Raw genomic sequence first — 19,745 nt, forward strand, 5'->3', positions numbered from 1 at the left:
TTAAACAGTTCATACAGGACAAAAATGAAGGAAATGTGGAAGATGTGTCAGGGTTTGTAGGGGGGTATTTCGACTTGCGAGACGGGCTGGATATTATCACAGAAATGCCACCTTGTCCTGGCAGGGTAGGTGGCAAGGCGGCATTGGGTATTTCGGGTTGAACGGTTAAATCAATCTTGCAGCAGGTGCGCCGCGATTTTTACAACCAGTTTGCGCAGCGGCGCGGGTTGGGTCAGCGTCGCCATCGGACGGTGTAATTCGCCGGGGAATAACAAGGCGAAATCGCCGGGTGATAAGGCCAACAGCGTTTCGTTGCTGATGTTTTCATAGAAACCATAGTCCCGCTCGGTATCGAATTCCATGGTCGGGGATTGCCCCTGAGTTCCGGGCGCCGCACCGATATATTCATGGCCTTCGATTAGAAAATGAAGATCAATGTAATAACGATGTAATTCCGGCTGCTGTTCATGCAGGGGCTTAGTCTGCCCGATGATATGGTTCAGATAAATTTCACGGCCTTCAATATCCTGTTCGCCCGCGGGGAGAGTGGCAAGATCCAGCTTACTGATAGCGTTAAGCGTGCGGAGAATGGCATCGGGATAACCGGGGTTGTCCAGCGCGTTTTTAAGTGTATCGACGATCATAATCAATCCTTGTTTTTGTACCCGTTATCTTTCAAAGGCCGGCAGGTTGGCGGCGTTTAAACCTGCTTCTGGCGGGGGCGTCCCCCCGATCGCTGACTTGCGTCGCTGAGAGGGGACGTATTTGCCTGCCGTTCGCCGGCACCTCGAAACCTGTGGGTATGGCGTGTATTTTTCAGGCGTATTGCGGCGTTGCCTCCTGGGGCAACGACGTCACACAGCGGTTGACCACGCCGTCAAATGACGTGGCGATATCGATAGGGATAACGTCTGTTTCCCGCTCGTCGGGGCACTCAAGGGTAGCAAACTGACTTCTCAGCAGACTTTCCGGCATAAAATGACCCGCGCGGCGTTTCATCCGGTCCAATACCAGTTCATAGTCGCCGTGCAGCCACAGGAAGGTCAAATCGTTATTCCCTTCCCTTAGCCGATCGCGGTAACGCTTTTTCAGAGAAGAACAGACCAGAATACCCGTCTCATTTTTTTGTTGCAGGCTATAGGCCACATCGCTCAGGCGCTCAAGCCAGGGCATACGGTCGTCATCGTTCAAGGGATGACCCGAGGCCATTTTCTGGATGTTGGCGCGCGGGTGCAGGTCATCTCCATCGATGAATTTGGCATGGAGATGATTGGCCAGCGCCAGTCCGACGCTGGATTTTCCCGTGCCGGACACGCCCATGATGATGATACATTTACCGGACATAATACCCTCTGTCAGTTACACTGCGACCAACATGCCACCGTCAACAAACAGCAGGTGTCCGTTGACAAAATCCGATGCCCGGGAGGAGAGATAGACGGCGGCGCCGATTAGCTCCTCGGGATCTCCCCAGCGTGCGGCGGGCGTCCGTTTACATAACCAGCCGGTAAATGCCTGATCATCGACCAGCGCTTTGGTCATTTCGGTTTTAAAATAGCCGGGAGCGATGCCGTTAACCTGAATGTTATGGCGAGCGAGCTCCACGCACATGCCCCGCGTCAGCATTTTTACCGCGCCCTTGGATGCGGCATAAGGCGTGATGGTGTCGCGGCCTAATTCACTCTGCATCGAGCAGATATTAATGATTTTCCCGCTCTGGCGTTTCACCATATACCGGGAAACCGCCTGAGAAACCAAAAAGACAGATTTTTGATTAACGTTAATGACATCGTCCCAGTCCTTTTCCGGAAATTCGGTAAAAGGATGGCGACGTTGGATGCCGGCGTTATTAATTAACACATCAATGGCGCCAATATTTTCTTCTATGTAATGAATCGATTCCTGAACGGCGTCGTGGTCGGTAACGTTAAATGCGGCAGCATGAGCCTGAAAGCCCGCTTCACGTAATTTTCCGACGGCATTTTCCGCGCGTTCGGTGGTGATATCATTAATAATGACTTCCGCACCAAATTCAGATAAACCTTTAGCCAGCAGAAAGCCGATGCCTTGTGCAGAGCCTGTAATAAGCACTTTCTTTTTTGATAGTGAAAACAGATCTTTCATAAATAATTCCTGATGGCTGAGTAAATCATTTTTAGGGTCAACGTTATTTTATATTTCGAAATGTCATGAATACGGCACTGATGAATAAAACCAGCCAGCATTAACCAGGCCAAAAATTAACAACGTAATATTGGATGATGGTTAATACGATATTGATGACGGATAACGAAATAAAACGATAAATTATGTGGGATTATGAAACCGTTTTACGGCCGGTAAAACTGTGATGAAGATCACCTTTAAAAGTGTTACTGCGGGATGTTACCGCTTACGTGACACTCATCCGCTCCACATGAGATACCGCGATAAATAATGGCAGTAAATAGAGGGATATTTTCATTTAACTATATGATAAATATCTAATTTAATTTATATGGCGGGAATGTTACCGCCGACGTGGCGGGGTATCATGCTTTCCATGAAGGGGTATCGCAGGGCATAATCCTGCTATCTACTTACGGTATTTCTCTGGGACTCCGGCATGAAAAACCAGCGTGTTACGTTACAGGATATCGCTTTACTGGCAGGCGTAACGAAAATGACAGTGAGCCGCTATTTGCGTACTCCGGATAAGGTGTCGCCAGAAACCGGCGAGCGTATCGCTCAGGTTATGGCCGAAGTGAATTTTACACCGGATAGTCAGCCCGACGCGGGAAGTGCGCGCAGCCCCCGTATCGGCGTTCTGGTGCCGTCTTTTAATAATCAGATTTTTTCCGATCTGCTGGCAGGCATTGAATCCGTCACGCTTGCCCAGGGCTATCAGACGCTGGTGGTTAACTACGATTACAATAAAGAGCGTGAAGAAGAACAGATCATCAATCTGCTCTCTTTTCCCATCGCCGGTCTGATCCTGACGGATTCCGAGCACACGCTACGCGCCGATAAATACCTGAATGCCGCATCCATTCCGGTTGCTCAGGTGATGGATTTAGAGGTGATCCCCGGCCGTATTGTGGTCGGGTTTGATAATTACCGGGCCGCGTATGATATGACCTCGACCCTGTTGGCCAGTGGGAAAAAACAGGTGGTCTATTTTGGTTCCATGTCTGATCGGCGTGATAGAAAGCGGTATCAGGGTTACAGCCAGGCGATGTTGGACGCAGGGGAGCAGCCGATGCATATTACGCCAAACCGGGTTTCCTCCATTTCAATCGGCGGCGGGATGCTGGCTCTGGCTCGCCAGATGTATCCACAGGCCGATGCGATTTTCTGCACCAACGATGATATTGCCGTCGGTGTGTTACAAGAGTGTCTGCGACTGTCACTTGATGTCCCGGCTCAGATGGCGATATCCGGGTTTCATGGTCTTGATATTGGTCAGGCGACAACGCCGGTCATGGCCAGCGTCATTACCCCCCGTTTTGAGATGGGGAAAGTTGCCGCAGAGATTTTACTTAAGAAAATCAATCAGATTCCTACCATTGAATATATTGACCTGCATTATCGTATTTCGCTCGGCGGTACGCTGTGATTTTCACTGACGCCATCTTCTTCCGCGGGCGGATATGGCCGCGAGAAGCCCTTTTTCTTCCCTGAATGAATTGTACGGATTGCGCTGCGCGGTGGAAAATGACGGCGCGATCACGTTACCAGTAACATCTTTTGTTAACATGATTTGCAGTGATGTCCGTCACAAAATTGAACATCAAAAACGGGTGTGATAACCGCAACGAAGAAAGGGCCTTATCAGAAATGGAATGTGCAGTTCCGCGCGGACCAGCGAATTGAACTGCCAGCCGAACGGGTGACACCGGTGTCGATAGTGCTTTTTTAATGATTTTATTAAATCTATCAGGTGGTTATGTAATGAAAAATGATGCTCAGTCTGTCCTGGTCGTGGCGCCGATTTTGCCGCATCTGATGAATAATCTGGAAGCGAACTTCACGGTACATAAACTTTTTGAGCAGGAAAATCCGCAGGCATTTCTTGCGGCGCAGGGTAAAAATATCAAAGGGATCGTTACTCGCGGTGATATTGGCGTAACGAACAGCGTGCTCGAAGAGCTGCCAAATCTGGGGGTTATCGCCATATTTGGCGTGGGAACCGATGCCGTTGATCTGCAATATACCCGTCAGCGGGGCATCGTCGTGACAACAACACCGGGCGTGTTGACGGACGACGTCGCAGATACGGCGTTAGGGTTGATACTGTCTGTCTGCCGTCGTTTATGTCAGGCCGATAAATTTGTGCGGGATGGCCAATGGCCGCATGCGGGCCTGCCGCTGGGAACGAAAGTGACGGGAAAACGTATCGGCATTTTTGGTATGGGGAACATCGGTCGCGCGATTGCCCGTCGTGCCGCCGGTTTTGACATGCAGATTGCCTATACCGATTTGAAAGAAAACCCCGCTCTGCCGTATCAATATGTCGCGGAATTATCGGATTTGGCAAAGCAGAGCGATATTCTGGTCATCGCTATTTCAGGCGGGCCGGGTCGTGAAGGATTAATTAATGCTGATATTTTCTCGCTGATGCCTGAACGCGCCATCCTGATTAATATTGCCCGGGGCAATATGGTGAATCAACAGGATCTTATTGATGCGTTGCAGCAGAAAAAAATAGCCGGCGCAGGATTGGATGTGTTTAGTAATGAACCTCATGTTCCCGACGAGTTTATTGGCATGGATAATGTGGTTTTATTACCGCATATTGCCAGTGCGACAATAGAAACACGTATTCAGATGAGTAATATTGTTTTCTCAAATATTGATGCTCATTTTAAAGGTGAGAAAGAGCCTACGGCGATTTATTAATTAACTTATTTTTTAAATTTAATCGCGTCACTAATTTTTTATCTGTTTTATGTACGGACAATCCTCTGTTGTTCTAATTAACTGTTCTAATCAACAGAGGAGTGTTTCTCTTATTTTGAAGAGGCATGACAAGCATGGACAATAAGATCCCTAATGCTCGCTGGTTACGTGTCATCGTTCCGATCATGATTGCATGTATTATTTCTTTTATGGATCGGGTAAATATCAGTTTTGCGCTGCCTGGAGGAATGGAGACGGATTTAGGCATGGGCAGCCAAATGGCCGGACTTGCCGGAGGCATATTTTTCATTGGCTATCTGTTTCTGCAAATTCCCGGCGGACGGATGGCGGTGCACGGCAGCGGCCGGAAATTTATCGCCTTTTCCCTGTTTGGGTGGGCGGTGATTTCCATCCTGACCGGTCTGGTAACCAATCACTATCAATTGTTGTTCCTGCGCTTTTTACTGGGCGTTTCTGAAGGCGGGATGCTGCCGGTGGTTCTGACGATGGTCAGCAACTGGTTTCCGGAAAAAGAAATTGGCCGCGCGAACGCGTTTGTCATGATGTTTGCCCCGCTGGGCGGCATGTTTACCGCGCCGTTATCCGGGTTCATCATCAACGCGCTTGACTGGCGCTGGCTGTTTATTCTGGAAGGCGGACTGTCGGCCGTTGTTCTGGTGATGTGGTGGTTTGTTATCAGCGATCGTCCTGAAGAGGCCAAATGGCTGTCTGAGAAAGAACGCAATTATCTGGTCACGGAGCTGGCCCGGGAGAGGGAAGAACGGGTTCGTATCGCGCCGGTGACCAATGCCCCGCTGAAAGAGGTGTTTCTGAATAATGGTCTGGTTAAGCTGATTATCCTGAATTTCTTTTATCAAACAGGTGATTACGGTTATACGCTTTGGCTTCCCACCATTTTGAAAAATCTGACCGGCGGCAGCATGGCGTCAGTGGGCGTTCTGGCTATCCTGCCGTTTGTCGCGACCATTCTGGGTATTTATGCCATCTCCATTCTGGTGGACAAGACCGGTAAACGTCGTCTGTTCATTATGCTGTCGCTGTTCTGCTTTGCGGCGGGTTTGATTTGTTCGGTGCTGTTCAGAAATTATCCCGTCGCGTCTTATATTTCTCTGGTGGTGTGCGGTTTCTTCCTGAAAGCGGCAACCGGACCTTTCTGGTCCATTCCAGGACGCATTGCCGTTCCTGAAGTGGCAGGGGGCGCTCGCGGCGTGATTAATGGACTGGGGAATCTGGGTGGCTTTTGCGGTCCCTATCTGGTCGGCGTGATGCTCTATTTCTTCGGGCAGGCTACGGCGGTTTGCGTACTGGCGGCCTCCCTGATTATTGCCGGACTGGTTACCTGCCTGTTGCCGGAAACGTGCGATATGTCCGTCGATAAAAACGCCAAGGTAAAGCCGCTTGGTCGTGTTGAGCGAACATAGTGTCGTATTGAGCAAACACAGCGTTATCCCGCTGGCTGCGATACGTTGCGATCGCAGCCGGTAGTGTAGAAGTCGGAGTGGGTTATGAATGTGCAGCACCAGTTTGAATTATGTCAACAACAGCAGCAGTTGATTGTTTTACCTGAATTTAATCGCCAACTGGCCTGGTCATTGGGTGAAGCAATAAAACATCAGGCGGAGCGCCAGTCTCTGTCGCTGGCGATGAGTATTACCGTTAATCACCAAACCTGGTTCAGTTATGCCATGCCGGGTACGACGAAGGAAAATCTGGATTGGCTGCGCCGTAAACGTAATGTGGTGGAACTGCTGGAGATGAGTTCCTATGCCGCCAGCCTGATGTTACAAGTGCGCCAGACCACGTTGTCTGCCCGTTATGGGGTCAATGAACGTGACTATGCCGCGTTTGGCGGCGGATTCCCCTTACAGGTTAAACATGCCGGGATCGTCGGCAGCGTGGTGGTATCGGGCGCGCCGCATCGTGAAGATCACTCTTTTCTGGTCGGCGTGTTGGCGCGTTTTGCCGGTCTGACAGAAGAAACGATTGACCGCCTGATGCAGGAGGTTCAATGAACCCTGTCGTTGAGTGCGTCACACAGCAAATTATTACGCGTTCAGCGGTGAGTCGTCGGGCATATCTTGAACGGATTGCCGCCGCCAAAGAGACTAAGGTTCAGCGCTCCCAGCTGGCCTGCGGCAATCTGGCGCACGGTTTCGCCGCCTGTACGCCCGATGATAAAGCGATGCTCAGAAATATGGTGCATAGCGATATTGCGATTATTACGGCGTATAACGACATGCTTTCCGCCCATCAGCCCTACGAACATTATCCGGAGCAGTTAAAATCGGCGTTGCGTACCGTCGGCGCGGTGGGGCAGGTGGCGGGCGGCGTGCCCGCCATGTGTGATGGCGTGACGCAAGGGCAGGACGGTATGGAGCTGTCGCTAATGAGCCGCGACGTTATCGCCATGTCCGCCGCGGTGGGGTTGTCGCATAACATGTTTGACGGGGCCCTGTATCTCGGCGTGTGTGACAAAATTGTTCCCGGCCTGTTGATGGCGGCGCTGTCGTTTGGTCATCTGCCGGCGCTGTTTGTTCCTGCCGGGCCGATGACCAGCGGGTTGCCTAATAAAGAAAAAGTGCGGGTAAGGCAGCTTTACGCAGAGGGAAAGGTCGATCGTCAGGCGCTGCTGGAGGCAGAAGCCGCCTCCTATCACGGTATTGGCACCTGCACGTTCTACGGAACGGCCAATTCTAACCAGATGGTCATGGAAGTCATGGGGTTGCATTTGCCCGGAGCGTCTTTTGTTCATCCTGATACGCCGTTGCGTCAGGCGTTGAATGATGCCGCCGCCCGTCAGATTGTGCGTATGACGGCGGTTTCCGGTAATTATCTGCCCGTCGGACATCTGGTCAATGAACAGGTAATCGTCAATGGCATTGTGGCGCTGCTGGCCAGCGGCGGATCGACGAATCTTACCATGCATCTGGTCGCCATCGCCCGCGCCGCCGGAATTCTGATCAACTGGGATGATTTTTCCCGGTTGTCTGAGGTTGTTCCCCTGCTGTGCCGTATTTATCCGAATGGCCCGGCGGATATTAACTACTTCCAGGCCGCGGGTGGCGTTCCCTTGCTGGTGCGTGAATTACTCAATAGCGGTCTGCTGCATGAGGATGTAGAAACGGTTGCCGGTCGGGGATTGCAGCGTTACACCCTGGAACCTTATCTTGCAGAAGAGGGCCTCCGGTGGCGGAACGGCCCGGAGATCTCGATGGATTCGTCGGTCATTACCTCTGTCGGCCAGCCTTATTCGCCACACGGCGGATTAAAAGTGCTGTCCGGTAATATAGGCCGCGCCGTGATGAAAACCTCAGCGGTTCCCGATGATGCGCTGATCGTTGAAGCGCCTGCGGTGGTGTTTGACAGCCAGCATGATGTTGGTCCCGCCTTTGACCGTGGTGAGCTCGATAAGGATTGTGTCGTCGTGGTGCGTTATCAGGGACCGCAAGCCGTGGGCATGCCGGAGTTGCATAAGCTGATGCCGCCGCTGGGGGTGCTGATGGATAAGGGATTTCGCGTGGCGCTGGTCACCGATGGCCGTCTGTCGGGAGCCTCGGGGAAAGTGCCGTCAGCGATACATGTCACCCCGGAAGCCTGTGATGGCGGGCTGCTGGCGAAAATCCGCACCGGCGACATCATCCGTATTAACGGACACACCGGGGAGATTTCACTACGGGTTGACGATGAGGTGTTAGCGCAGCGCGTCGTTAAACCGTATGATTTAACGCCCTATCATCAGGGGTGCGGCAGGGAACTTTTTACCGCGTTGCGTGAGCGGCTTTCCGGCGCGGAACAAGGGGCCTGCTGTATTCCTTTCTGAAGGTAAAACCGGGAACTTATTGTTCCCGGTTTATACATTGCGTTACAGCACCAGTCCTGCGATAGATGCGGAAAGAATGCTCACCAGCGTTGAACCATAAACCAGTTTCAGACCGAAACGGGAAACCACGTTGCCTTGTTGCTCATTCAAACCTTTAATCGCACCGGCGATAATACCGATCGATGAAAAGTTGGCGAAAGACACCAGGAAGACAGACAGGATGCCCACGCTGCGCGGCGACAGCGTGTCCGCCACTTTTTGCAGCTCCAGCATGGCCACGAATTCATTGGATACAAGTTTGGTTGCCATAATGCTGCCAACCTGTAGGGCTTCATGAGAGGGGATACCCATAATCCAGGCAAACGGATAGAAAGCGTAGCCGAGGATATCCTGGAAGCTCACGCCGAAGACGGCGCTGAAAATGGCGTTAATGGCGGCGATCAGGGCGATAAAGCCAATCAGCATGGCGGCCACGATAACCGCGACTTTGAAACCGGCCAGGATATATTCGCCCAGCATTTCAAAAAAGCTCTGACCCTCGTGTAGATTACCTAACTGTAGCTCCGGTTCGTCGCCCACTTTGTAAGGATTGATAAGTGACAGCACGATAAAAGTACTGAACATATTCAGGATCAGGGCGGCGACCACGAACTTGGCATCAAGCATGGACATGTAGGCGCCGACGATGGACATGGAAACCGTCGACATGGCGGTGGCGGCCATGGTGTACATCCGTTTTTCGGACATCTTGCCCAAAATGTCTTTGTAGGCAATGAAGTTTTCGGACTGGCCGAGAATCAGTGAACTGACGGCGTTAAAGGATTCAAGTTTCCCCATGCCGTTCACTTTGGACAGCACCGTCCCGATCACACGAATGATGATGGGCAGCACTTTGATGTATTGCAAAATCCCGATCAGCGCAGAAATGAAGACGATAGGGCAGAGCACTTTGAAGAAGAACGAGATCAGGTTCTTTTCACTATTGACCATGTCACCGAAGACGAAATCAGTCCCCTGACCGGCGAATCCGAGCAGTTTATCGAAGAGCGCCGCAACCCCTTTTACCGCACCCAACCCGATATTCGAATAGAGAAAAAAGTAGGCCAGCAGGATTTCAATAACCAGCAGTTGAATAATAAAACGGATACGGATGCTTTTACGATCCCGGCAGACAAGTAGCGCCAGAGCGGCAACGACAATCAACGCCAAAACAAATTGCGCAATATGGGATAGAGACATGTTTGCTCCAAATATGAGGCAGGCCAAGTTTTCCACGTCATTCTATGTAACGCGTTCACTAAAAATGAGATGAAGAACACAAAAACGCAATTATATCTTGGGAAGATATCGAAACTAAACGGTGTATCTCGTTATGAAGGCACTTTTATCCATTCATTATTTTGATACCACCTTGTGGCAGGCGATATTTTCATCAGTCAAGCGCGTTAATCATCCGCATTTGCCAAATTGGGGGGGAGCTTACGACTTTGTCGATCAGGTATTCCGGGCCTGATTTTTCAGCCATTGGATAAACGCGTTGATTTTTGGCCACTGCCGGTCCGACAGGGTGGTGATGTAGTAGCGCTGTTCGCACTTCATTTCCAGCCCCGGAAACGGCACGATCAGTTCTTTGCTTTCCAGCCGTTTGCTCACCAGTTTGCGCCGGCCCATCGCCACGCCAATATGGTTCATGGCGGCGATCACCGCCAGATCGGAGCGATCGAATCCCATCCCGCACTGTCTTTCATCAAGCGTTATCGAAAAATGGCTGGCCCAGGCGCTCCATTCACCGACGTCCGAGTCATAGCTCCATGCCTGCCGATCGTGTAATAACGTGCATCGGCGCAGATTGTCCGGCTTGGCGATCAGGTCAAAACGCTGGGCGTATTCCGGGCTGCATACCGGCACCATCGATTCATCCATCAGATGCTCGCAGGCCAGTTTTTCCGGCGTTTTATCGTCGAAGTAAATGGCCAAATCGATGCCCGCGCCGCTGAAATCCACCATTTCATTGCCGGTCAGAATATTCAGGCTGATGGCCGGGTAATGACGGGCGAAGTCAGCCAGCTTCGGCACCAGCCAGCATTGGGCGACGGATGGCCGGGAATAGACGGTCAGCATCCCTGAGAGTTCCTGGCTTTTGATCTCCAGGATCTCCTGATTGAGGTAGTTCAGCGATGATTTGAACACGGAAAACAGCCGTTCGCCTTCCGGGGTCAGTTCCACCCTGCGGTGGAAGCGCTGAAACAGGCGAAAACCCAGCTCATCCTCCAGATGATTGATCCGGTGGCTGACGGCGCTGGGGGTCAGGGATAGCTCCTCTGCCGCCAGCGCAAAGGAGCTGTGGCGGGCGGCGACTTCAAAGGTGTGTAGCCGCGATAACTGGTAGCCGTTCAGGTGTTTATTTCGGACAAGATAATGGTTGGCGTCGTACATGGCTGAGTTCAGTGATGGTTCCTGGATGATGCGAGCATAACGTAATTATCCGGGCTGCGGTGCATAAGGATGAATTCTTGTGATGCAAAAGCAGGATTATGGCGAGGTTACGACCAATATCACACATTTGATTTAATCTGCTTCATGTGTAGCGCATTTTTGATCGTTTGTCAGCCCCGCCAACTTCTTATCCAATAGTTGCGTAAATTCAACATGGCTGAGAACAGATATGAACGAACAAATCTGGGTAGTCTGTACCTTATTAACAAGCATAATCATCATCATATTGACCATCGTTAAATTCAAAGTGCATCCCTTCCTGGCGCTGCTGCTGGCCAGTTTCTATGTTGGCACGCTGATGGGGATGAACCCGCTGGACATGGTAAACGCCATTGAAGGCGGGATCGGCGGAACGCTCGGGTTTCTTGCCGCCGTGATTGGTCTGGGGACGATTCTTGGCAAGATGATGGAAATTTCCGGCGCGGCGGAGCGTATCGGTATTACGTTGCAAAAGTGCCGCTGGTTGTCGCCGGACGTCATCATGGTGCTGGTGGGATTGATCTGCGGTATTACCCTGTTCGTGGAGGTTGGGGTCGTGCTGTTGATTCCGCTGGCCTTCTCCATTGCCAAAAAGACCCATACTTCACTGCTGAAACTGGCCATCCCGCTGTGTACCGCGCTGATGGCGGTTCACTGCGTGGTGCCTCCCCACCCGGCGGCGTTGTATGTCACCAATAAACTGGGTGCGGATATTGGTTCGGTGATCGTTTATGGACTGCTCGTCGGGCTGATTGCTTCACTGATCGGCGGCCCGCTGTTCCTCAAGTTTCTCGGTAACCGTCTGCCATTTAAAACCGTGCCCGCGGCGTTTTCAGAACTGGAGGTGCGCCGGGAAGAGGATCTGCCTTCACTGGGCGCCACGTTGTTCACCGTACTGCTGCCGATTGTGCTGATGCTGATCAAAACCGCAGCGGAACTGAACATGGAAAAAGATTCTGCGCTGTACAACTTCCTGGAGTTTATCGGTAATCCCATCACGGCCATGTTTATCGCCGCGTTTGTCGCCTATTACGTGCTGGGCATTCGCCGGAATATGGGAATGAGTACGCTGCTGACCAAAACGGAAGACTGCTTCTCCTCGATCGCCAATATTCTGCTGATTATCGGGGCGGGCGGCGCGTTTAACGGCATCCTCAAAGCGAGTGGACTGGCCGATACGCTGGCGGCGGTGCTGTCGAATATGCACATGCACCCGATTCTGCTGGCGTGGCTGGTCGCCATCATTCTGCATGCTGCCGTGGGCTCCGCCACAGTGGCGATGATGGGGGCGACCGCCATTGTCGCGCCGGTGTTGCCCATGTATCCAGACATCAGCCCGGAGATCATTACGTTGGCTATCGGCTCCGGCGCCATCGGTTGTACCATCGTGACGGATTCCCTGTTCTGGCTGGTGAAGCAGTATTGCGGTGCGACGTTGAGTGAAACATTCAGGTATTACACCGTGGCGACCTTTATTGCCTCGTTGATTGCGCTGGGCGCGACCTTCCTGCTTTCTTATGTTGTGTGATCAAGAAGAGAAAAGTGATGAACAAGACCGAAATTGAAAAACTCGTTGTGCAATACCCATTGGTGCTGCGCCTCATCGATTTAGACGCTGTAACCTGGTTTAACCCCAACGTGACATCGCTGGAACAAGGGCTTCCCTATGTCGGGCTGACGGCAGAGGATGTTGCCGATGCGGAAGCCCGTTTGCAGCGCTTTGCTCCTTTTCTGTGCCTGGCTTTTCCGGAAACGGCCAGAACGATGGGCATCATTGAGTCCGAAGTGGTGGCCATTCCGGCGATGCAGAAAGCGCTGGAGCAGCGTTACCAGCAGACGATCGCCGGCCAGGTATGGTTGAAAAAAGATAGCCACCTGCCAATTTCCGGTTCTATCAAGGCGCGGGGCGGAATTTATGAAGTCCTGGCTCATGCGGAAAAACTGGCGTTGGACGCAGGCATGCTCAGTCTGGAGGATGATTACCGCATTCTCTGTTCCGACAAATTTCGCCGGTTTTTCAGTCAGTACAGCATTGCGGTGGGCTCCACCGGCAATCTGGGGATGTCGATTGGCATCATGAGCGCCAGACTGGGGTTCAGCGTCAGCGTACACATGTCCGCCGACGCCCGCGCCTGGAAAAAGCAAAAGCTGCGTGATAATGGCGTGAACGTGGTGGAATATGCCGAAGATTATGGCGTTGCCGTGGCGCAGGGACGAAAAGAGGCGGAGTCTGATCCCCACTGCTTTTTCATCGACGATGAAAATTCGCGCACGCTGTTTCTGGGTTATGCCGTCGCCGGAAACCGCCTGCGCCAGCAGTTTGAACAGATGAATTTGCAGGTTGATGAGCAGCACCCGCTGTTTGTCTATCTGCCATGCGGCGTGGGCGGGGGCCCCGGCGGCGTGGCGTTTGGCCTGAAGCTGGCGTTCGGCGATTGCGTACACTGTATTTTTGCTGAGCCGACCCATTCGCCTTGTATGCTGTTAGGCGTTCATACCGGGCTGCATGACGGGATCTCGGTACAGGATATTGGCATCGATAATCTGACGGCGGCAGACGGGCTGGCCGTGGGCCGCGCCTCCGGCTTCGTCGGACGAGCGATGGAGCGCCTGCTGGACGGGTTTTATACCCTGAGCGATCAGGAAATGTATGACCTGCTTGGCCTGCTTGATGACTGTGAAGGCATTCAGCTGGAACCCTCCGCGCTGGCCGGCATGGCCGGTCCGCTGCGGGTGTGTGCGGATACGGCGTACCAACATCGTATGGGGATGGACGCCGCCATGATGCAGCGGGCGACGCATCTGGTCTGGGCGACCGGCGGCGGTATGGTGCCGCCCGACGAAATGGCGAAATATCTGGCGGCGGCCCGGCGGGCCTAATGCGGCGGCGCACTGCGGTTACGCGTGTCGCGGCACGGAGATAGGCGGGTAAACACATCCTGAATCGCATCTGCGATTCAGGATGAGCGCCTCTATTTCCACAGAGAACCGTGAATTACGCGTCAGCGTGTGATTTTTAGGGTAATCGGTTTCACTAAATGGCGATGCTGCGGTGCCGTCAACCGTTCGACGGCGATTTCTTTTGCGGCGGCGCGCTGACGGAATGGCGACGAACCAATGTCGGACTGAACATGTTGGTGGTTTCTTTGAGCGGTGTGCCATGAGACAGCGCAATGGCCAGCTCCGCTGCGTGTATTGCCATCGCTGAAACCGGATAATGTATGGTGGTTAACCGCGGGCGCAGATAACGGGCGATCAGAACATCATCAAACCCCACCACGGACATATCCTGCGGTACGTTAATGCTATTATCACTCAGCACCGACAGGGCGCCGGCCGCCATGGAGTCGTTGTAACACACCACGGCCGTCATATTGCCGCCACGGCTGAGCAACTCGGTCATTGCCGATTCTCCGCCCAGTTCATCCGGTGAGGCCCGGGCAATCAGGCGTTCATCCAGCTCAATACCATGCTCCTGCAAGGCATCAATATAGCCTTGCAGACGGTCGAATGAGTCGGAAATCTGGTGATTCGAGCAGAGGAAACCGATTTTCTGATGGCCTTCCTGAATCAGATGACGGGTGGACAGCCAGGAACCGTAACGGTCATCCAGCGCGACACAGCGGGTTTCGTAACCCGGTAGCGTACGGTTGATCAACACCATATCCGGTATATGGCTCATCAACGTCGCCAGTTCCTGATCGGAAATCATTTTGGCGTGTACCACTAGTCCGGCACAGCGATGCCGAATCAGCTGTTCGATCGCTTTTTTTTCCTGTTCGGCGTTGTGATAGCCATTGCCGATGAGCAGGAACTTTCCTGTTTGCTGAGCGATCTGTTCCACGGATTTGACCATGGTGCCGAAGAAAGGATCGGAAACATCCGCTACCACAATGCCAAGCGTTTCCGCACTTTGGTGGGCAAGCGCGCGGGCATTGGCGTTTGGGTGATACTGTAATTCAGCCATTGCCTTATGCACGGCTTCCCGTGAAGCGCTGCTGGCTTTGGGGGAATTGTTGATGACCCGCGAGACCGTTGCAACAGATACACCTGATAGACGAGCGACATCCTTTATTGTTGCCATTGAGCATTCCTGAACAGTGAAATGCGTTGTCGTGTGACATAAATACCAGAGGGCTTTTATGTTTTATATACCTTTCTTTCCTGAAGCGGCGGCGTTGTCGGCTGCGGGAACCCATGTGAACCACTTATCCGGGTAAGTGTATCGGGACTCGCTCGAGCCATCTTGCTGCATGTCACTCCAATAACTTTAGGTATAGCCTAACGCACAGATTATGAGAAAAAACAGGTGGCTTGTACTTATAAAGGTACAGGTTTTCTATTGATGTTACCCATTCGTCTCCTTCCTTGCGGTACCCAGACCGTGCTTATGTGATCTGTATCAACAATCATTTCCAACTTGTCTCTTCCCAAACGGTATCCCGAGGTTTAAATTTAGGGTAACCGATTACACTTAAAAGGTAAATCAACCGGCCTGATTGCGCTGGATTTAATGATATGAGCACGCTTATCGCTTATTTTTTCGTGAAACTGATTACATTTTCATGTCTGAACGGCTTTGCGCTGTGAATTTATCTGATGTATCTCCCAGACAAAAGGCGGTGGCGTGGCGCATCCTGTTGACGATTGAACAGATATCGCGCGGCCGTACAGAGTTTATGTCTTGTTTTGAGGAATGATCTTATGCTGTTTGAACCAACTGAACACCCGCATCGCCGCTTTAATCCGCTGAAAGGCGAGTGGGTGCTGGTGTCGCCGCATCGGGCCAAACGTCCATGGCAAGGACAGCAGGATGAGCCCGATCGGAGTACGCCGCCATCTCACGATCCGAGCTGCTATCTGTGCGCGGGTAACACACGGATCACCGGCGATATTAATCCGCAATATCAGGGAACGTTTGTTTTCACGAATGATTTCTCGGCCCTGATGGAGGATACCCCGGCCGTACCCGTGCGCGATGATCCGCTGTTTCGCATGGAGCGCGCCCGAGGCGTCAGCCGTGTGATCTGTTTCTCGCCCGATCACGGTAAAAGCTTGCCAGAGCTTGCGCTGCCTGCGCTGAGAGGCGTGATCGACGCCTGGAGCCAGCAGACGTCGGAGTTGGGAAAACGCTATGCATGGATTCAGGTTTTTGAAAACAAAGGTGCGATGATGGGGTGTTCTAACCCGCATCCGCACGGGCAGATATGGGCCAACGACTTTTTGCCGAACGAAGCACGGCGTGAAGATCGGCATCAGCGTGATTATTTTGCCCAATATGGCGCGCCGTTGCTGCTGGATTATGTTCAGCGCGAGCTGGCGGAGGGCACGCGTCTGGTCGTGGAAACAGAACACTGGCTGGCCGTCGTCCCTTATTGGGCCTCCTGGCCGTTTGAAACGCTGCTGCTGCCTAAGTTTGCTGTACAGCGGTTACCTCAATTGAACGATGCGCAGCGGGACGATTTGGCCGTTGCGCTGAAAAAATTGACCAGCCGTTACGATAACCTGTTTCAGTGTTCATTCCCTTATTCGATGGGATGGCATGGGGCGCCGTTCAATGGTGAAGATAACCCCCACTGGCAGCTTCATGCCCACTTTTATCCTCCGTTATTACGCTCTGCCAGCGTGCGCAAGTTTATGGTCGGCTACGAGATGCTGGCTGAAGCGCAGCGCGATCTGACGGCGGAACAGGCTGCTGAACGCCTGCGCGGCGTGAGTGATATTCATTTCCATGAGCAAATTTGAGGTCATTTTATGAGCCGTATTGATTCTCTGCGACAGTCCGCCGAGTCCGTCTTTGTCCGTGTATTCGGCTATGCGCCGGATGCCAATATTCAGGCGCCCGGCCGGGTGAACCTGATCGGGGAACATACCGACTATAACGATGGTTTTGTTTTGCCCTGTGCTATCGACTATCAGACGGTCATCAGCGCTGCCGTGCGGCAGGACAACATGGTACGGGTCGTGGCGGTAAACAGTGATAGCCAGCAGGACGAGTTCGATCTTACCCGCGACATTGAACGTCATCCGGAATACACCTGGGCCAACTATGTGCGGGGAACCGTCAAGTTCCTGCAAGCGCGCGGGCTGCCGCTCAGCGGCATGGATATGGTGATTTCAGGGAATGTGCCGTCGGGGGCCGGGCTGAGCTCTTCCGCTTCGCTGGAGGTGGCGATCGGTCAGACATTCAAGACATTGAATAACCTGAGTGTGAGCCAGTTAGATCTGGCACTGACAGGACAGCAGGCTGAGAACGATTTTGTGGGCTGTAGCTGCGGTATCATGGATCAGTTTATTTCCGCTCAGGGGCAGGCGGGTCATGCGCTGTTGATCGATTGCCGTTCTCTGGAAGGACGTGCCGTGCGGATGTTGGCTGGCGTGGACGTGTTGATTGTTAACTCCAATGTTCGCCGCGGGCTGGTGGACAGTGAGTACAACACGCGCCGCCAGCAATGCGAAGCGGCGGCTCGTTATTTTGGCGTCAAAGCGCTGCGCGATCTTTCTCTGCCGCAGTTTGAAGCGGGGGCAGCAGGACTCGATCCGCTGGTAGCCCGCCGCGCCCGGCATGTCATCACGGAAAATAGCCGCACGCTGGAAGCCGCCGATGCACTGGCGCGTCAGGATGCGAAACGGCTGTTTACGCTGATGGCGGAATCACATGTTTCTATGCGTGATGATTTTGAAATCACCGTGCCGCAGATTGATACGCTGGTTGAGCTGATTAAGGACCAGGTCGGCGGGCGCGGGGGCGTAAGGATGACCGGCGGCGGCTTTGGCGGTTGCATCGTCGCGCTGATCCCGTCGGCGCTGACGGACGAAGTTATTCAGGTGATTGAACGCGAATATCCCGTTCGCACCGGCTTAACCCCCTCGATATATCTGTGCCAGCCTTCTGATGGGGCGGGGCGGCTGAATTGAGATTAAGAACGGATTTAGAGGCGCTTTTCGGCGTAAGCTATTGCATTTCCTCCCTCCCTGAGAAGAAGGGGAGGAGGAAACCTGAAGGATTGGTCATCAACCTGAGTATTGCAAAGGCCATACCGCATTCACGGTAATAAACATAGGGTCGCCAGCCCCAGAAAAATAAAAAATCCGCCGGTATCGGTAATGGCCGTAATCATCACGCTGGAGCCCACCGCAGGGTCGCGCCCGAGAGCGACCATCGATAGCGGGATCAATACGCCCATCAGCGCCGCCAGCAACAGATTGAGCAGGATGGCCAGCATCATGACTCCGCCCATTGCCATACTGCCATACAGCGCATAGGTCACCAGCCCCATAATGGAGCCCCATATCACGCCGTTGACCAGCGCCACCCCTAGCTCTTTCAGCAACAGGTAAGATTTTTTGCCGTGCTCCAACTGGTGTAGCGCCAGCGCTCGTACAATCATGGTAATGGTCTGATTACCGGTGTTGCCTCCGATACCGGCAACAATGGGCATCAGCGTCGCCAGCGCCACCAGATGGGCGAGCGTATCTTCAAACAGGCCGATGACGCGTGAGGCGACCAGTGCGGTGCAGAGATTGATGGCCAGCCATGCCCAACGGTTACGCACCGCTTTATAGACCGGGGCGTATACATCTTCGGATGGGGTTAACCCGCCCGAACGACGCAGATGGCTGTCACTTTCTTTATTCACGACATCCATAATATCTTCGACCGTCAGGCGTCCCATCAGCTTGCCTTTGCTATCGACGACGGCGGTGGAGATCAGGTTATAACGCTCAAATGCGCCCGCTGCCTCTTCGAGTCGTTCTTCAGGCTGGAACATCAGCGGATGGGTTTCCATGACCGTCGCAACCGGCGTTTTGGGCGGGTGGAGTAAAATAGCTGCCAGAGAGAGCTCGCCAATCAGCGTATTTTTTCTATCGGTGACGAACAGTTTATCGGTGGAGTCTGGGATGGTTTTACGGTAACGCAGGTAACGCTGAACCGCGGCCAGCGTGACATCGGCACGGATGGTGATGAGTTTGAAATCCATCAGATAGCCGATGCAATCTTCGTCGTAGTTAATCGCTTCCCGTAGCTGTGCCCGCTGCCTGGCCTCCAGCGTGGTCAATATTCTCCCCAGCAGGCTGCGAGGCAGGCGACGCGAGAGCTGTGCCTGTTCATCCACATCCAATATGCGCACCGCTCTCAGGATTTCTTTATCCTTCATGTCCTTGATCAGGTCGTCAGAAATGCTGTCCGACACTTCAATCAATACGCGTCCGCGCTTTTCAATGGGGATTAGCCGCCACAGGGCCAGGCGTTCATCATACGGCAATGATTCCAGCAGATCGGCCAGGTCGGCAGCATGCAATTCGGCGATCAACTGGCAGATTTCGGCCGTTTGATCGAGTAATTGTTTGTTTTCTTTGTCAGTAACACGAGGCTGTCGGTTGAGAATATCTTCAACCAACGCCTTGTTTTCCAATAAGAGAAGTGAGATCCGACGCCGCTGGGCGCTCAGTTTTTTTACTGTCGACATGGGTGATTTCCGCTCTATGTTTGGCGTTCCTGGTCTGATTTTTATTTCCGTTATTCTGTGTCCGACTGAAATGCAGGCGT

At 52.8% G+C, this 19,745-nt stretch carries 16 protein-coding genes; 9 read left to right on the forward strand and 7 right to left on the reverse strand.

From position 1 onward, the window contains the following. Positions 1 to 170: 170 nt before the first annotated feature. The 3 genes from B4923_RS14695 to idnO all read right to left on the reverse strand — a co-directional run bounded on the left by B4923_RS14695 (position 171) and on the right by idnO (position 2,124). The gene (locus B4923_RS14695; RefSeq protein WP_109055109.1) at positions 171 to 644 is read right to left on the reverse strand and encodes a NanQ anomerase/TabA/YiaL family protein; all 474 of its coding nucleotides are present in this window, start codon (positions 642 to 644) and stop codon (positions 171 to 173) included. Positions 645 to 816: 172 nt separating this feature from the next. Continuing rightward, the gene (locus tag B4923_RS14700) at positions 817 to 1,344 is read right to left on the reverse strand and encodes a gluconokinase (RefSeq protein ID WP_109055110.1); all 528 of its coding nucleotides are present in this window, start codon (positions 1,342 to 1,344) and stop codon (positions 817 to 819) included. A gap of 15 nt (positions 1,345 to 1,359) precedes the next feature. After that, positions 1,360 to 2,124 carry a gluconate 5-dehydrogenase gene (idnO, locus tag B4923_RS14705; RefSeq protein WP_109055111.1) on the reverse strand — a complete coding sequence of 255 codons (765 nt, stop codon included), beginning with the start codon at positions 2,122 to 2,124 and terminating at the stop codon, positions 1,360 to 1,362. 481 nt (positions 2,125 to 2,605) lie between these two features. Between idnO and B4923_RS14710 the strand changes: the two genes are divergently transcribed. The 5 genes from B4923_RS14710 (at position 2,606) to edd (ending at position 8,719) form a co-directional block, all read left to right on the forward strand. Next, the gene (locus tag B4923_RS14710) at positions 2,606 to 3,595 is read left to right on the forward strand and encodes a LacI family DNA-binding transcriptional regulator (RefSeq protein ID WP_109055112.1); all 990 of its coding nucleotides are present in this window, start codon (positions 2,606 to 2,608) and stop codon (positions 3,593 to 3,595) included. 335 nt (positions 3,596 to 3,930) lie between these two features. Then, a complete protein-coding gene (locus B4923_RS14715; protein WP_109055113.1) occupies positions 3,931 to 4,878 on the forward strand; it encodes a 2-hydroxyacid dehydrogenase in 948 nt (315 codons plus the stop codon). Positions 4,879 to 5,012: 134 nt separating this feature from the next. Further along, entirely contained in the window at positions 5,013 to 6,320 is a 1,308-nt protein-coding gene (locus tag B4923_RS14720) for an MFS transporter (RefSeq protein ID WP_109055114.1), read from the forward strand. A gap of 84 nt (positions 6,321 to 6,404) precedes the next feature. Continuing rightward, entirely contained in the window at positions 6,405 to 6,911 is a 507-nt protein-coding gene (locus B4923_RS14725) for a heme-degrading domain-containing protein (protein ID WP_109055115.1), read from the forward strand. Next, positions 6,908 to 8,719 carry a phosphogluconate dehydratase gene (edd, locus tag B4923_RS14730; RefSeq protein WP_109055116.1) on the forward strand — a complete coding sequence of 604 codons (1,812 nt, stop codon included), beginning with the start codon at positions 6,908 to 6,910 and terminating at the stop codon, positions 8,717 to 8,719. The genes B4923_RS14725 and edd overlap by 4 nt, the downstream gene beginning before the upstream one ends. A 42-nt stretch (positions 8,720 to 8,761) precedes the next feature. On the opposite strand, the gene B4923_RS14735 is transcribed toward edd, so the two are convergent. Continuing rightward, complete coding sequence (locus B4923_RS14735) at positions 8,762 to 9,958, reverse strand: NupC/NupG family nucleoside CNT transporter (protein ID WP_109055117.1); 1,197 nt, start codon at positions 9,956 to 9,958, stop codon at positions 8,762 to 8,764. Between the two features lie 255 nt (positions 9,959 to 10,213). After that, positions 10,214 to 11,155, reverse strand: coding sequence for a DNA-binding transcriptional regulator DsdC (dsdC, locus tag B4923_RS14740; RefSeq protein ID WP_109055118.1), 942 nt, complete (start codon positions 11,153 to 11,155; stop codon positions 10,214 to 10,216). Positions 11,156 to 11,384: 229 nt separating this feature from the next. Here dsdC and dsdX point away from each other — a divergent pair, with 229 nt between their 5' ends. Together dsdX and B4923_RS14750 are read left to right on the forward strand one after the other, a co-directional pair. After that, positions 11,385 to 12,722 carry a D-serine transporter DsdX gene (gene dsdX / locus B4923_RS14745; protein ID WP_109055119.1) on the forward strand — a complete coding sequence of 446 codons (1,338 nt, stop codon included), beginning with the start codon at positions 11,385 to 11,387 and terminating at the stop codon, positions 12,720 to 12,722. A 17-nt stretch (positions 12,723 to 12,739) separates the two neighbouring features. Next, positions 12,740 to 14,074, forward strand: a complete 1,335-nt coding sequence (locus tag B4923_RS14750; protein WP_109055120.1) for a D-serine ammonia-lyase — start codon at positions 12,740 to 12,742, stop codon at positions 14,072 to 14,074. A gap of 178 nt (positions 14,075 to 14,252) precedes the next feature. Here the strand turns inward: B4923_RS14750 and galR are convergent, their stop codons facing one another. Continuing rightward, positions 14,253 to 15,278, reverse strand: a complete 1,026-nt coding sequence (galR, locus tag B4923_RS14755; RefSeq protein ID WP_109055121.1) for an HTH-type transcriptional regulator GalR — start codon at positions 15,276 to 15,278, stop codon at positions 14,253 to 14,255. Between the two features lie 620 nt (positions 15,279 to 15,898). Here galR and galT point away from each other — a divergent pair. Continuing rightward, positions 15,899 to 16,939 (forward strand): galactose-1-phosphate uridylyltransferase, encoded by a 1,041-nt coding sequence (gene galT, locus B4923_RS14760; RefSeq protein ID WP_109055122.1) that lies wholly within the window; start codon positions 15,899 to 15,901, stop codon positions 16,937 to 16,939. A 9-nt stretch (positions 16,940 to 16,948) separates the two neighbouring features. After that, positions 16,949 to 18,112 carry a galactokinase gene (gene galK / locus B4923_RS14765; RefSeq protein WP_109055123.1) on the forward strand — a complete coding sequence of 388 codons (1,164 nt, stop codon included), beginning with the start codon at positions 16,949 to 16,951 and terminating at the stop codon, positions 18,110 to 18,112. A 128-nt stretch (positions 18,113 to 18,240) separates the two neighbouring features. Here the strand turns inward: galK and mgtE are convergent, their stop codons facing one another. Next, entirely contained in the window at positions 18,241 to 19,665 is a 1,425-nt protein-coding gene (mgtE, locus tag B4923_RS14770) for a magnesium transporter (RefSeq protein ID WP_109055124.1), read from the reverse strand. Between the last annotated feature and the right edge of the window lie 80 nt (positions 19,666 to 19,745).

This window comes from Brenneria roseae subsp. americana (assembly GCF_003115815.1).
GTDB classification, from domain to species: Bacteria; Pseudomonadota; Gammaproteobacteria; order Enterobacterales; family Enterobacteriaceae; genus Brenneria; species Brenneria roseae.

Excerpts from the sequence above, each read along its gene's own strand:
- mgtE (WP_109055124.1), bottom strand. The coding sequence starts at position 19,665 with ATGTCGACAGTAAAAAAACTGAGCGCCCAGCGGCGTCGGATCTCACTT.
- B4923_RS14720 (WP_109055114.1), top strand. The coding sequence starts at position 5,013 with ATGGACAATAAGATCCCTAATGCTCGCTGGTTACGTGTCATCGTTCCG.
- B4923_RS14700 (WP_109055110.1), bottom strand. The coding sequence starts at position 1,344 with ATGTCCGGTAAATGTATCATCATCATGGGCGTGTCCGGCACGGGAAAA.
- galK (WP_109055123.1), top strand. The coding sequence starts at position 16,949 with ATGAGCCGTATTGATTCTCTGCGACAGTCCGCCGAGTCCGTCTTTGTC.
- B4923_RS14750 (WP_109055120.1), top strand. The coding sequence starts at position 12,740 with ATGAACAAGACCGAAATTGAAAAACTCGTTGTGCAATACCCATTGGTG.
- galR (WP_109055121.1), bottom strand. The coding sequence starts at position 15,278 with ATGGCAACAATAAAGGATGTCGCTCGTCTATCAGGTGTATCTGTTGCA.
- B4923_RS14715 (WP_109055113.1), top strand. The coding sequence starts at position 3,931 with ATGAAAAATGATGCTCAGTCTGTCCTGGTCGTGGCGCCGATTTTGCCG.
- B4923_RS14725 (WP_109055115.1), top strand. The coding sequence starts at position 6,405 with ATGAATGTGCAGCACCAGTTTGAATTATGTCAACAACAGCAGCAGTTG.
- galT (WP_109055122.1), top strand. The coding sequence starts at position 15,899 with ATGCTGTTTGAACCAACTGAACACCCGCATCGCCGCTTTAATCCGCTG.
- dsdX (WP_109055119.1), top strand. The coding sequence starts at position 11,385 with ATGAACGAACAAATCTGGGTAGTCTGTACCTTATTAACAAGCATAATC.
- B4923_RS14710 (WP_109055112.1), top strand. The coding sequence starts at position 2,606 with ATGAAAAACCAGCGTGTTACGTTACAGGATATCGCTTTACTGGCAGGC.
- edd (WP_109055116.1), top strand. The coding sequence starts at position 6,908 with ATGAACCCTGTCGTTGAGTGCGTCACACAGCAAATTATTACGCGTTCA.
- dsdC (WP_109055118.1), bottom strand. The coding sequence starts at position 11,155 with ATGTACGACGCCAACCATTATCTTGTCCGAAATAAACACCTGAACGGC.
- idnO (WP_109055111.1), bottom strand. The coding sequence starts at position 2,124 with ATGAAAGATCTGTTTTCACTATCAAAAAAGAAAGTGCTTATTACAGGC.
- B4923_RS14735 (WP_109055117.1), bottom strand. The coding sequence starts at position 9,958 with ATGTCTCTATCCCATATTGCGCAATTTGTTTTGGCGTTGATTGTCGTT.
- B4923_RS14695 (WP_109055109.1), bottom strand. The coding sequence starts at position 644 with ATGATCGTCGATACACTTAAAAACGCGCTGGACAACCCCGGTTATCCC.